At 42.0% G+C, this 13,554-nt stretch carries 11 protein-coding genes; 6 read left to right on the forward strand and 5 right to left on the reverse strand.

Going from position 1 to position 13,554, the window contains the following annotated elements; all coding sequences use genetic code 11:
• Nucleotides 1-3: 3 nt before the first annotated feature.
• From ilvD to can, 5 genes are all read left to right on the forward strand, one after another.
• A complete protein-coding gene (gene ilvD / locus H5201_RS07120; RefSeq protein ID WP_145238380.1) occupies nucleotides 4-1,860 on the forward strand; it encodes a dihydroxy-acid dehydratase in 1,857 nt (618 codons plus the stop codon).
• Between the two features lie 2 nt (nucleotides 1,861-1,862).
• Nucleotides 1,863-3,413 (forward strand): threonine ammonia-lyase, biosynthetic, encoded by a 1,551-nt coding sequence (ilvA, locus tag H5201_RS07125; protein WP_182717671.1) that lies wholly within the window; start codon nucleotides 1,863-1,865, stop codon nucleotides 3,411-3,413.
• Between the two features lie 156 nt (nucleotides 3,414-3,569).
• On the forward strand, nucleotides 3,570-4,619 hold the full coding sequence (locus H5201_RS07130; RefSeq protein ID WP_182740394.1) for an ABC transporter substrate-binding protein: 1,050 nt from the start codon (nucleotides 3,570-3,572) through the stop codon (nucleotides 4,617-4,619).
• 32 nt (nucleotides 4,620-4,651) lie between these two features.
• Nucleotides 4,652-5,845, forward strand: a complete 1,194-nt coding sequence (locus tag H5201_RS07135; RefSeq protein ID WP_182717673.1) for a methyltransferase — start codon at nucleotides 4,652-4,654, stop codon at nucleotides 5,843-5,845.
• Nucleotides 5,845-6,504, forward strand: a complete 660-nt coding sequence (gene can, locus H5201_RS07140; protein ID WP_145238393.1) for a carbonate dehydratase — start codon at nucleotides 5,845-5,847, stop codon at nucleotides 6,502-6,504. The genes H5201_RS07135 and can overlap by 1 nt, the downstream gene beginning before the upstream one ends.
• A gap of 109 nt (nucleotides 6,505-6,613) precedes the next feature.
• Here can and H5201_RS07145 read toward each other — a convergent pair whose 3' ends face one another.
• The 4 genes from H5201_RS07145 to H5201_RS07160 form a co-directional block, all read right to left on the reverse strand.
• The gene (locus H5201_RS07145; protein ID WP_182784092.1) at nucleotides 6,614-7,411 is read right to left on the reverse strand and encodes a helix-turn-helix domain-containing protein; all 798 of its coding nucleotides are present in this window, start codon (nucleotides 7,409-7,411) and stop codon (nucleotides 6,614-6,616) included.
• 14 nt (nucleotides 7,412-7,425) lie between these two features.
• Nucleotides 7,426-8,211: a type I methionyl aminopeptidase gene (gene map, locus H5201_RS07150; RefSeq protein ID WP_182758652.1), complete on the reverse strand. Its 786-nt coding sequence runs from the start codon at nucleotides 8,209-8,211 to the stop codon at nucleotides 7,426-7,428.
• Nucleotides 8,204-8,410, reverse strand: a complete 207-nt coding sequence (locus H5201_RS07155; RefSeq protein WP_149982600.1) for a ParD-like family protein — start codon at nucleotides 8,408-8,410, stop codon at nucleotides 8,204-8,206. Before H5201_RS07155 ends, map begins: the two co-directional genes overlap by 8 nt.
• Nucleotides 8,411-8,522: 112 nt before the next feature.
• Nucleotides 8,523-8,795 carry a ubiquinone biosynthesis accessory factor UbiK gene (locus H5201_RS07160; protein ID WP_145238407.1) on the reverse strand — a complete coding sequence of 91 codons (273 nt, stop codon included), beginning with the start codon at nucleotides 8,793-8,795 and terminating at the stop codon, nucleotides 8,523-8,525.
• A 113-nt stretch (nucleotides 8,796-8,908) separates the two neighbouring features.
• On the opposite strand from H5201_RS07160, the gene rep reads away from it, so the two are divergent.
• On the forward strand, nucleotides 8,909-10,927 hold the full coding sequence (rep, locus tag H5201_RS07165) for a DNA helicase Rep (protein ID WP_145238754.1): 2,019 nt from the start codon (nucleotides 8,909-8,911) through the stop codon (nucleotides 10,925-10,927).
• A 47-nt stretch (nucleotides 10,928-10,974) separates the two neighbouring features.
• Here the strand turns inward: rep and H5201_RS07170 are convergent, their stop codons facing one another.
• On the reverse strand, nucleotides 10,975-13,548 hold the full coding sequence (locus tag H5201_RS07170; RefSeq protein WP_392352781.1) for a diguanylate cyclase domain-containing protein: 2,574 nt from the start codon (nucleotides 13,546-13,548) through the stop codon (nucleotides 10,975-10,977).
• Between the last annotated feature and the right edge of the window lie 6 nt (nucleotides 13,549-13,554).

Here is a 13,554-nt window from a genome sequence, read left to right on the forward strand (position 1 = left end):
ACTATGGCTAAATTAAGAAGTGCAACAACAACTGAAGGTCGAAAGCGCGCAGGTGCTCGTGCATTATGGCGTGCAACAGGAATGACAGATAGCGATTTTGGCAAACCGATTATTGCGGTTGTAAACTCATTCACGCAATTTGTACCGGGTCATGTGCATCTTAACCAACTCAGTGAGCTTATGGCAGAAACCATCACTCAAGCGGGTGGTGTGCCAAAAGAATTTAATACTATTGCCATTGATGATGGTATTGCCATGGGCCACGGCGGTATGCTGTATTCATTACCATCGCGCGACTTAATTGCTGACTCAGTTGAATACATGGTAAATGGTCACTGCGCCGATGCAATGATCTGTATTTCTAACTGCGACAAAATCACCCCTGGGATGATGCTGGCGGCACTTCGTTTAGACATTCCAGTAATCTTTGTGTCTGGCGGCCCAATGGAAGCCGGTAAAACTAAGCTTGCTAATATTGATATCAAACTAGATTTAGTGGATGCCATGGTAAAAGGTGCTGATGAATCAGTAAGTGATGCTGACTCAGAGCAAGTAGAGCGCTCAGCGTGTCCTACCTGTGGCTCGTGTTCGGGCATGTTTACCGCCAACTCAATGAACTGTTTATTAGAAGCAATTGGCCTCGCACTACCTGGTAACGGCACTACACTTGCGACTCATAAAGATCGTAAACAACTGTATGTTGAAGCCGGTGCACGAATTGTTGATTTATGCCGTGAGTATTACCAAAAAGATAATAAAGAAGTCTTGCCGCGTGCTATCGCTAATAAAACCGCGTTTATGAATGCCATGGTGGTTGATATTGCTATGGGTGGCTCGTCAAATACCGTATTGCATTTACTTGCCGCTGCGCAAGAAGCCGGTGTTGATTTTGATATGTCGCACATTGATGCGTTATCTCGTAAAACACCTTTCTTATGTAAAGTAGCGCCTGCAACCGCGCAATACCATATTGAAGATGTGCATCGTGCTGGTGGCATGATGGCAATAATTCGCGAGCTTGGCAAAGCTGGCTTAGTGGATCTGTCGGTAAACCATGTTGCTGGCATGACTATGGCAGAGCTAGTTAAAAAATGGGATGCCACTGATCCAAACAACGAAGCAGCACAAAAGTTTTACCGAGCGGGACCTGCGGGCATTCGTACCACCAAAGCAATGAGCCAAGAATGTCGTTGGGATGAAGGCGATAATGACCGTGAACATGGTTGTATCCGTAGCGTTGAACATGCGTTTCGCCAAGATGGCGGCTTAGCCGTACTATCGGGTAATTTAGCTGTTGATGGTTGTATTGTGAAAAGCGCGGGTGTGGTTGATGAAATGCTACACTTTGAAGGCACCGCCGTGGTGTATGAATCACAAGATGATTCAGTTGAAGGCATTTTAAATGACGAAGTAAAAGCCGGTGACGTAGTCGTTATTCGCTACGAAGGACCGAAAGGCGGACCTGGCATGCAGGAAATGCTTTATCCAACCAGTTACTTAAAATCAAAAGGTTTGGCTGAGCAGTGCGCACTTATAACCGATGGTCGCTTCTCGGGCGGTACGTCAGGTTTATCAATTGGCCACGTTTCACCAGAAGCGGCCAGTGGTGGTGCCATTGCTTATGTTGAAAACGGCGATAAAATTATTATCGATATCGCTACCCGCGAAATCACGTTAGCGTTAACAGATGAAGAACTTGAAGCGCGTAAGCAAAAGCAACTTGCTCGTGGTAAACAAGCGTACAAACCACTCGATCGTGAACGTTATGTATCATCTGCGCTAAAAGCGTATGCGCTACTTGCAACCAGTGCTGATAAAGGCGCGGTGCGTGATTTAGCCAAACTGGAGGAGCTTAGTTAATTATGGTTTCTCAAGAGCTCGATTATTTTCGCGCTATTATCCAAGCCAATATGGAACCACTGGCAAAAGTTACTGAGGTTAGCGAAATGGCTGAACTCAGTGCTCGTCTTGGTAATCAAGTATGGCTAAAGCGCGAAGATCAGCAGCCAGTTTATTCGTTTAAACTGCGTGGTGCATACAACAAACTGGCTAAACTGCCAGCCGGTTCAGTGGTGATCACTGCCTCAGCTGGAAATCATGCTCAAGGGGTGGCGCTCAGTGCGTCACACTTAGGGCATCAAGCAACGATTGTAATGCCAGTGACGACCCCTGAAATCAAAGTCAATGCGGTACGTGCGCTTGGTGGCGAAGTGGTTTTACATGGCCATCATTTTGATGCTGCCAAAGCTTATGCACTAGAACTTACTGAGCAGCGCGACGGCATATTTGTTCCTCCATTTGATGATCCTGATGTAATTGTAGGGCAAGGCACGGTTGCACGTGAATTAATGCAGCAGCTTAATCAACTTGATGCGGTATTTATTCCAGTTGGTGGTGGTGGCTTACTTGCTGGTATGGCCGTGTATATAAAGTCATTGCGCCCAGATATAAAAGTAATCGGTGTGGAAGCTGATGAAAGTGCCTGTTTACAAGCGGCACTTGCAGCAGGCAAACCCGTCGAGCTTGAACGGGTTGGCAGTTTTGCCGATGGTGTTGCGGTAAAAATTATTGGTACCGAAACCTTTCGTTTGGCGCAAAAGTTTTGTGATGAAGTAGTCACTGTAACCGGTGATGAAATATGTGCGGCGATGCAAGATATTTTTGTTTCAACCCGTGCGATTGCTGAGCCATCAGGTGCGCTGGCAACGGCTGGGCTGAAAAAATGGTGTCAGCAAACAGGCCAAAAAGGGCTGCATTTAGCAGCTGTGTTATCTGGCGCAAACTTAAACTTTGACCGCTTACGTTATGTGGCTGAGCGTACTGCGCTGGGAGAGAAAAACGAAGCGTTGTTAGCAGTAACCATCAATGAAGAAAAAGGCAGCTTTAAACAGTTTTGCGCCTCATTAGGTGGTCGCGCAATTACTGAATTTAACTACCGTTACGCAGGCCCTGGTGAAGCGCAAATATTTGTTGGTGTTGCACTGCGCCAAGGTCAGCAAGAGTTAGATGAACTGACAGCTGATTTAACCACCAATGGCTATCAATTTTGTGATTTATCAGATAACGAACTGGCTAAATTACATGTTCGTTATATGGTTGGTGGTAAAGCACCTGAGCAGATGCATGAGCGGTTATTACGCTTTGAGTTTCCTGAATATCCAGGCGCACTAGCGCGCTTTTTAGATACCTTAGGTAGCAATTGGAATATTACTTTGTTTCATTATCGTAATCATGGTGGTTCGATGGGTAATGTATTAGCAGGGTTTGCGATTGAGCCTAGTCAGTATGAGGTATTCAACGAGCATTTAAATCGCTTAGGTTACAGTGTGCAAGATGAAACACTGAATCCATGTTTTACCCAATTTTTAACTACTCAACGTCCCATTGATAGGGTGAAAGCGGTTAATAATTAAATATATACTAAAACCACCTCAAGATACGAATTCTGTAGCTTGAGGTGGTTTTAGTATAAGCAAGCACCTCAATTGAGGTGCTTTTTTGTCTCTTTGCAAACTCAATGTCTTGGGTTTATAGTTATAGCAATATTAGCCAACTAATTAGATTACGATTTGTCATTAAAAGGACTGAAATTTCAGCTTTATGCTACTTTGCTTATACTCAGCGGGCAAAGTGTTGCGGCAGCGGATGTGACTTTACAACTAAAGTGGACGCATCAATTTCAATTTTCTGGTTACTATATGGCTCAGCAACAAGGCTTTTACAAAGCGGCAGGGCTAAACGTCACTATTTTACCGGCAGATCCTGAGAACCCAGATACCTTTAGTAAAGTGTTGGCTGGCCAAGCTCACTTCGGGGTCGGGCACTCAGGTATTTTACAGCAACGGATCGCAGGTAAACCCTTGGTGGCAATGGCTGCTATTTTACAATTTTCTCCTTATTGTTGGATGGTAAAAAAAAGCTCCGATATTTTTCATCCTCGGGATTTTGTCAATAAGCGTCTTAGCAGTATCAGCCGCAAAGAAAATGCCGAATTATTGGTAATGCTCGAACGCAGTGGTATCCAAACAAATAATTTACCTTCTTATGAAAGTGGTAACAGCATTACGGATTGGTTAGCTGGGAGTATTGATGCGATGCAAGTGTACGTGACTAATGAGCCGTATATAATGCGTGAGCAAGGCATCGACTATAGACTTATTTGCCCGCAGAAGTATGGAATTAATGTTTATAGCGATATTCTTTACACCACAGAAAATATGCTCGAACAACATCCGCAAACAGTTGAAGCATTTTATCAGGCCAGCTTAAAGGGCTGGCGCTATGCAATGATGCATATGGATGAAACAATTGCATTAACTCAACACCAATACGCACCTGATAAAAGCTTTTCTCAGCTTGCCTATGAAGCTGAAGTATTGAGTGATTATATTTTACCACCTGGCACTAATTTAGGATCTATGTCGATAGCGAAATGGCGGTTGATTGCTGATCTATACGGGATTGAGCAAGATGCCTTTAATCAGGCGCAAGATGGCTTTATTTACCAGTATGTTGAACCTGAAAAAATTAAAATGTCGTGGATGCTTATTACAGCAATTATAATTAGTTTGTTATCGATACCACTTTATTTACGCTTGATGTTCAGAAAAAGCGTATAATGCATAAATGAAATGACCATCGCTAAAATCACATGAGCCTTGCTGAGCAGTTTACAGCCCTAGATAACTTATTACATAGTACTCGCCACTATTGGCAATGCACTGCATTCGATTTTGATCAGCTGCCATGGCCTGAATTAGAACAACCATTAACGCTGTTGAGCGATCAACAAGTTGCTGAACTCGATAGCAATCAAGATGCCTTGTATCAATTTTTTAGCCCGTATATTCCCGTAGTCAATAACTTAGCTACATTGTGTGACTTACCTCAAGCCTCCACTACGCGTTGCGAATATCCGTTTTGGATCAGCAATGGTATTAAAGGGCGCAAGTTTGCACAGCTGCAAGATTTTGTCTGTGCGCTTGGCCAAGAATCACAATTACCTGTATTAGAATGGTGTGCAGGGAAAGGCCATTTAGGACGTATGCTGGCATTTAACCGTGCGCCGAGTGTGCACAGCATCGAACTGCAACAACATTTATGTGAACAAGGTCAGCAAAGTGCTCTGCAACAAGGGTTAGCCATGCACTTTAGCCAAGCAGATGTACTTAAAGATGATGTAACTGAGTATTTTCAACAAGCACAACATGCCGTAGCGCTGCATGCTTGCGGAGCGTTACATCAGACGTTTATGAGTAACGCGGCTAGCGCGCAAACGCAAAAAATCAGTCTATCGCCGTGTTGCTATCACTTATTCACCCCGAATGATTATCAAGCTATGAGCGATGCCGGTAAGCGTAGTCAACTGCAGTTAACGCATCGTGATTTAAAATTAGCACTACAAGAGACGGTGACAGCGCCTTCTCGGGTAGATAAAGTTCGTAAAACTGAAGTGCAATGGCGATTGGGTTTTGATGCTTTACGCAAAAGTCTCACCAGCGAACAAAACTACGTCAGTGTGCCCTCAGTTAACAAAGCTATTTTTTCAGATTCATTTAAAGCTTTTTGTGCATGGGCCGCGGAGAAAAAGGCGCTAGATATACCACAAGGTATTGATTATGAGTCATTTTTAAAAAAAGGCGAAATGCGCAAAAAAGTCACTGAACGTATCGAACTGGTCCGTCATGTGTTTAGAAGAGCAATTGAGGTTTGGCTTGTGCTCGATCGTGCTTTATATTTGCAACAACAAGGTTATCAAGTCAGTGTGCAGACGTTTTGCGAAAAACAATTAACGCCACGTAATATCTTGATCCAAGCTACCGTCAAAGACAGAAAAGAGATGTAATGAGAAAATTAAAAAACTTATTTGAAAATAATAAACGCTGGGCTGAACGAACGTGTAAAGATGATCCAGAATTTTTTAAAATTCTATCCATGCAGCAAAACCCAGAATACTTGTGGATTGGTTGTTCGGACTCTCGCGTACCGGCTAATGAAATCGTTGATCTAATGCCGGGTGAGCTATTTGTTCATCGTAATGTGGCGAATGTGGTGGTGCATACCGATCATAACTGCTTATCAGTGATGCAGTACGCCGTTGAAGTGTTAAAAGTTAAACATATTATGGTTGTTGGTCACTATGGCTGTGGTGGTGTTCAGGCAGTACTCAAAGATGCTAAGTTTGGTTTAATTGATAACTGGCTTCGTCACGTCGGTGATGTAAAAGAAAAATACACCTCAAAGATCAATGCACTCGCAGAAAAAGATCGTCTCAATAGCTTGATTGAATTGAATGTAATTGAGCAAGTACGCAATGTATGCCGTACTAATATCGTCCAAGAAGCATGGCAGCGTGGCCAAGAGTTGACTATTCATGGTTGGGTTTATGGTCTAGCAAACGGTCACTTACACGACTTAGAGTCAGTCGTTACTTGTGCCGATGAAGTTGATGTTAACTATAAAAGTGCTGGGCTTAAAGTGTTTGAACGTTACGTAGTAGAATAAGTACGTAACCTAAGCACTGCGTCCTATCTGGGCACGGGCTACCTTCAGTAATTGTAATCTTAGTTTTAAAGGCTAAGTCGATGTGTTTTTTGTGTGGTGAAAACACCCTCTATACTTTCGGTGTTTTTCGCTTGCGATATTGCAGTGGTGTTTCAAAAGTAAAATTATGAAAGGCATGACAAAAGTGAGCATGATCATAATAGCCACATTGCAAGGCTATATCTGTTATCGGTGTTTGGCTGTCAGCTAGAAGCGTGCGTGCGGCTTTTAGTCGGTAAAATTGCTGTAATTGAGCTGGACTAACCCCGGCTTCTTTTTTTAAGCGGCGCTCAAGAGTACGACGTGTCAGGCCAAGTTGTTTGCCTACATAGCTGGTGGAATTATTGAGTTGAATAAGCTGCTTGATCACTTTAATGGTATTGCTTTTTACGAGTTGATTGCTAATTGCTTGGCTGAGTAACCACTGCTCGAGTAAATACAGTTGGCTGGTTAGTGGACTGCTTTGCATTTGTTCAACACATGCTATTAAACTGTGATACCAGCTTGGGGTAAAATCTTCACCGAGTAGATAATTTTCTTCAGCTAACTCGTGTAGCGTTATACCTAATAAGTGATAAGCACCAGTAGGCGCAAAACGAATACTGACTAAATAATCCTGATTGCTGAAAGTTGTTGCCTGCGTTTGACGATTAAATGCGAAGGTAATAACGGGTGTCGCATTGCTAAAATTAATTGTTAGGCTTGCGCCTGCATCAGGGTAGAGCTTTTCTTTAAATAACTGTGCTGTTTGTGTGGTTGTTGAACCTATTTTCCAATAACACTGCACCCAATCAGTTAAGCGTTGATCGGGTGCGAATTTTTGAAAGCTCAAATGGGGCAATGGATCATTTACTAATAAAATGGCCATGGTGTTAACCTGACTTATATCGTCGCAATAGCGATTTCTTCTTCGCGTAAAGTCAGTACCTCATAGCCGTCAGCGGTGACGACAATGGTGTGCTCCCACTGCGCAGAAAGCTTTTTATCACGAGTAACCACAGTCCAGCCATCCGGCTTAGTTTTTACTTTTGCCGCCCCTTGGTTGATCATCGGCTCAATGGTAAAGGTCATACCTTCTTTAAGTTCAACGCCGGTATTGCGTTTACCATAATGTAAAACTTGCGGCTCTTCGTGCATTTGCTCGCCAATACCATGTCCGCAGTATTCACGTACAACGCTATAGCCATTAGTATGGGCAAAATTAGCGATAGCGTTGCCTATATCGCCTAACCTCACTCCCGGTTTTACGAGCTTGATGCCTTGCCACATTGCTTGATAAGTTTTTTCGACTAAGCGCTTGGCCAACGGAGACACTTCACCAAGCATATACATTTTACTTGAATCGGCAATAAAGCCATTCTTCTCAAGGGTAATATCTAAATTGACGATATCGCCTGATTTTAATGCGCGTTTAGAGTCTGGAAAACCATGGCAGACTACTTCATTTACTGAGCTGTTTAACACATAAGGATAATCGTATTGGCCTTTGCTGGCAGGACGTGCAGCAAGTTCATCAACAATATAGCGCTCTACTAAATCATTGATCTCCATTGTGGTGATGCCGATTTTGACCTGTTGATCTAAATAGGCAAACACCTTTGCCAGTAGGCGACCAGACTCACGCATTAGCTCTATTTGTGCGGGAGTTTTAATAATTATTTCACTCATGCAAAGATTCTCCAGCTGTTACATCGGCTTGTGCAAGTTGCTGTTTGATTATTTCGGCGTAGGTCATGGTTGGATTAAGCTCAGCTAGCATGCCTATCTTTATCCAGTATTCAGATTGAGAGTTTATAGATCGTACCATAGTGGTACTGGCTTTGCGGATCTCTTCGTGCAGTTGATCGCTGATTTTTACGATACCCATAACAGTGCCTATATATAAAACGTATACGTATCGTATATAGGTGTTCGCGTGTATGCAAGGCGTAAAACAAATCAGGCAGCCGAAGCTGCCTGAAGTAATAACTAAAACGGTATTATTCGGGTTGCTCGCTTTGCTTATTACTACTGAGTTGTTGCTCAAGTAGTGCAACTTTCGCTTCTAATGCAACGAGCTTCTCGCGGGTGCGAATTAGTACTTGGCTTTGTACATCAAATTCTTCACGGCTGACAAAGTCCATCTCAGCAAGCTTATTTTGAATAGCTTGTTTGGTTTTTGCTTCAAACGTATCGGCAAGGTTTTTAACGCCTTGCGGCATGTTACTGGAAATCTGTTTGGCAATTTCTTCAAGTTTTGCTGGGTTGATCATGTCTGTCCCTTACTGTCGCGTAAATGATAATGGCTAATGTTACCTTATTGGCTAGGCGTATTGTAGTGATTACGTTAAAATTGCCCGTCTTTAATGCAATCTCTTTGGTCGATATGAAACTCAATCCTAAACAAGATGAAGCGGTAAAATATATTAGTGGTCCATGCCTAGTGCTGGCGGGGGCGGGATCAGGAAAAACTCGTGTAATTACTAATAAAATCGCTTACTTAGTACAAAAATGTGAGTATCAAGCACGTAATATTGCCGCGGTGACCTTTACTAATAAAGCGGCGAAAGAGATGCGCGAGCGAGTTTTTCAAACGTTAGGTAAAAAAGAGTCAAAAGGCTTGTGGGTATCTACCTTTCATACCTTAGGCCTTGAGATCATTAAAAAAGAACTAACAACGCTGGGTTTTAAACCAGGCTTTTCATTATTTGATGATCAAGATACCGGGCAATTAATTGCTGACTTAACTGAAGAAGAGCTAAAAAAAGACAAAGATTTACTCAATCTATTAAAAATGCAAATAGGCAGCTGGAAGAACGAGCTTATTTTACCAGAGCAAGCGATTCGCGAAGCGCGAGAGCCACAAAAAGCGCTATTTGCGCAATTGTATGCGCGTTATCAAACCCAGTTACGCGCCTATAATGCTTTGGATTTTGATGACTTGATCATGATCCCCACCTTATTACTGATCAATAATGCAACCTCGCGTGAGCGTTGGCAACAACGTTTCCGTTACCTGCTGGTGGATGAATATCAAGATACCAATACCAGTCAATATCAATTAGTTAAGTTGCTTGTGGGTGAGCGTGCGCGTTTTACCGTGGTAGGTGATGACGACCAATCAATCTATTCATGGCGCGGTGCTCGACCACAAAACTTAGTGTTATTAAGCAAAGACTTTCCAGGTTTACGGCTCATTAAGCTTGAGCAAAACTATCGCAGTGTGAAGCGTATTTTAAAAGCTGCTAATATCTTGATTGCCAATAACCCTCATGAATTTGATAAAAAACTGTTTAGTGAGTTAGAAAATGGCGAGCCGATCAAAGTGATTGGCTGTCGTGATGAAGAGCATGAATCAGAGCGGGTCGTCGCTGAGATCATCTCGCATAAATTTATGAAACGCACCAGTTATAAAGATTATGCTATTTTATACCGTGGTAATCACCAAGCGCGTGGCTTTGAAAAGTCGTTAATGAGTAACCGAATACCTTACAAGATCAGTGGCGGAATGTCGTTTTTCTCACGCTCTGAGATCAAAGATATAATGGCGTACTTGCGCTTATTGGTGAATCAAGATGACGACAATGCGTTTCTACGTATTGTGAATACTCCGCGCCGTGAAATAGGCACAGTTACGCTGGAAAAGTTGGGTACCCTAGCCAATGAAAAACATGCCAGTTTATTTGCCACCTGTTTTGATAATGACTTAGGTTATCGCTTAAAAGGTCGCGGTTTAAACTCGTTAGCGGGATTTGCACGTTGGGTGGTTGAGCTGTCAGATAATGCGGTACGTGGTGATACCCTTGAAGCGGTAAAAGATTTAGTCAGACAAATAAATTACGAAGCTTATTTATACGAGTCATCACCGAGTGCGAAAGCTGCAGAAATGCGCATGAAGAATGTTTCTGAGTTGTACCGTTGGATCACCGATATGCTCACAGGTGATGCGGATAATCCGCCGTTGACGCTTGCTGAAGTGGTGAGTAAGTTAACGTTGCGTGACATGTTAGAACGTAACGAAGAAGAAGATGAAGCCGATGCAGTGCAATTACTAACGCTGCATGCCTCTAAGGGCTTGGAGTATCCTTACGTATTTATGGTAGGCATGGAAGAGGGGTTATTACCGCATCAAGTAAGTATTGATGAAGAAAACGTTGATGAGGAACGTCGCTTAGCTTATGTGGGGATCACTCGTGCTCAGCAAGAGCTGACCATGACCTATGCGAAAATTCGTCGTCAATTTGGCGAAACATCACAAACAGAGTTGAGCCGCTTTATACAAGAGCTACCGCAAGATGATTTAGCATTTGAAAATAAAAAAGCGCCAAATACGCAAGCCGAACGAATGGAAAAGGGCCAAGCCAGAGTTGCTAATTTACGTGCTATGCTGAAAAAGCCTGAGTAGTTCATCTGAGCTGCGGATAATAAACTGGTTATCCGCGACGCATATCGTTAATTTAAAATTTGCTCGTTCGAAGAGTCAGCTGGGAGTGTTGCTGTAGAACTAATTGCATGCTGCCTACCAATAAATAGTGATAAACCATGAGTGTCTAGTAAGGCTCTATAATTTAATATTGAAGGGCCTTTCGCGATTACTTTTATTTGTTTTATCTTAGTTATTGCTAGTACACCTTGTAGTTGTAAATCAAAGCTTTGTTGTTGTAACACTCGTTTACTAAAGGTAGAGCTAAGTAATAAATAATCGAAATTAATATCGCATAGTAAATTAAGTTCGCAGCGATCTTTAGCAAAATCATTTAAGCCAATCGAATAGCCTTGTTTACTCAATACTTTTAAATTACTAATTTGTACCGCTGAGGCGTAACGGATCTCTTGTTCATTAAACAATAAACAAATTTGTTTCGTTATGTTGTGGTTTTGCATTGTTTGGCATAACGCCTGGAATTCAATTTTTTCCAGTAATAAGCCCGAGCAAGGGAATAACACCATCTGCAGTTGTGCCGTTTGGATTTGTTGACACGCTTTAGTTAATAACTGTAATTCCACTTCCAGCTGTTGTGCTTTATCAGCGGCAAACTTCTTTAATATTTCAAAACTAGTGCTACCAAGTACTGGGTGTTCACCAAATGCTTCAAGTAGCGACTCTGACTGATGCTGTTCATCAAGTGTAATAATTTCAGAGCAGCGAAAATGCATTGGTAAAGAGTCTAAGTGATGACTGGTTTCTAACTCATACGGGCTGGTGCCGGCACTAAGCAGTGGATGGTAAAACTCGAACCGGCTGCGACCGGCATTTTTTGCATAATACATGGCAGCATCAGCATCACGAATAATTTCATCCGTATGCTTGTAGTTTGTTTTCGAATAGGTAATACCGACACTGGCACCACTTTGTACACATATACCTTTCATGCAAAATGGTTTTTTCATTAGTTCAATTAATCGCTTAGCAACATCTTCGGCTTGTTGACGATCAGTTAAATGAGTTAATAAAATAACAAACTCATCGCCGCCTAAACGCGCAAGTAAATCGTGCTCCCTAATACATTGTGAGAAAGACTCACTGACGCTAATTAAAAACTGATCACCAGCTTGGTGACCAAGTTGATCGTTAATATCCTTAAACTTGTCTAAATCAATAAACAGCACAGCAAACTGTTGTTCAGGGTAACGTTGATAATGCTGTAGAGTTTTTTCTAATTGGGTTAAAAATAAACTGCGATTAGGCAAGCCAGTAAGTGGATCGTGGTGGGCATCATGATACAGCTGTTGCTCTATTTTTTTACGCTCTTCAATTTGCATTTGTAAATGCATATTGGTTTGGCGGATCTCTTTGGTTTTTTCAGCAACCCGAAACTCTAATTGTTGATGACTTTGTTTTAAGGCTTGAGCAGCCAAATGTGCTTGTAATACAGTCGCTATCTGATGTGATACAAAGGTAATTAATTCAAAGTCGTCTTGATTGAAAATATGCTTATGGTTGTAGGCTTGGCAAGTTATTAAGCCAATTACACCTTGCGCAGTTTTTAATGGTGCACCTAACCAGCTGGTTGCTGAGTTTGAGTCAGAGACTTGTCCAAGTCGCTCGACTTCGCCTGACTTGAGTAGTTTTTGTGCTCTAGTACAATCAATAAGCTGAGTTTGTTCGGTACGTAATACTAATTCGCTATAACCTTTGGCGAAAGGACGCGGTTGGGTATTATCTCTATATTCATCCACACAGTACGGAAAGTTTAACCAACCTGTTTCGCGATCATACAATGCAATGTATAAGTTTTCAGCGTAAGTTATTGATTTTATTATTTCATGTACTTGTTGATATACTTCATTGATATGCTTTGTTTGCGTCGCTAACTCTGAAATTTTAAACAAAATATGCTGGCGTTCGAGGGTTTTTTTATGTTGTTCTACTTCGAGGTTAAGCGCTTCATTGCTCTGTGTTAATGCACGAGTTCTTATTTTTACTTCAGACTCTAATAGTTCGCGTTTTTTTACTCGTTCGATAGCTGTTGATAAATAGAGCGACATTACTTCTAATAGCTCGATTTGTTGTTCAGAGTAGCTTTGTTGTTTATCGTAACTTTGTGCGACTAGCACTCCAATAATACTTTGCTCTCGGTATACCGGGACGCCTACCCAATGTTCTGCTGGTGTGCCAAGTAACTTAAATAACCCCTTGTTGGCAGCAGCCTGCATTTCATCACCTTGGAAGTAGGTGGTTTTACCTTGCTTAAACACATACCCAGTGACACCTTGGATAAAATTATTATCTTGATTAAGTGGCACAGATATACCATCTTTTTCATCAGCAAAGTAAGATAGTTCAAGGGTGTTACTAAATTGATTTAACAGCACCACGTAAAAACTTTTACTTGGCATATAATCTTGCAAAATATCATGAATCGCAGGGTAAAGTAGCGTTAATTCGGCAACAGAACTAGCTTGCTCTGATAATTGGATCAGGGCATTTTGTAAGTGGTGGGATTGCTTATACTTTTGGACTAGAGCTTTTAAACGATTATTTTTATGCTCCAGCTTATGTAGTAAAGCTGTTATATCTTCCAGTGACAT

It is taken from the genome of Pseudoalteromonas sp. SG43-6, from assembly GCF_014164365.1.
Taxonomy (GTDB): Bacteria; Pseudomonadota; Gammaproteobacteria; order Enterobacterales; family Alteromonadaceae; genus Pseudoalteromonas; species Pseudoalteromonas rhizosphaerae.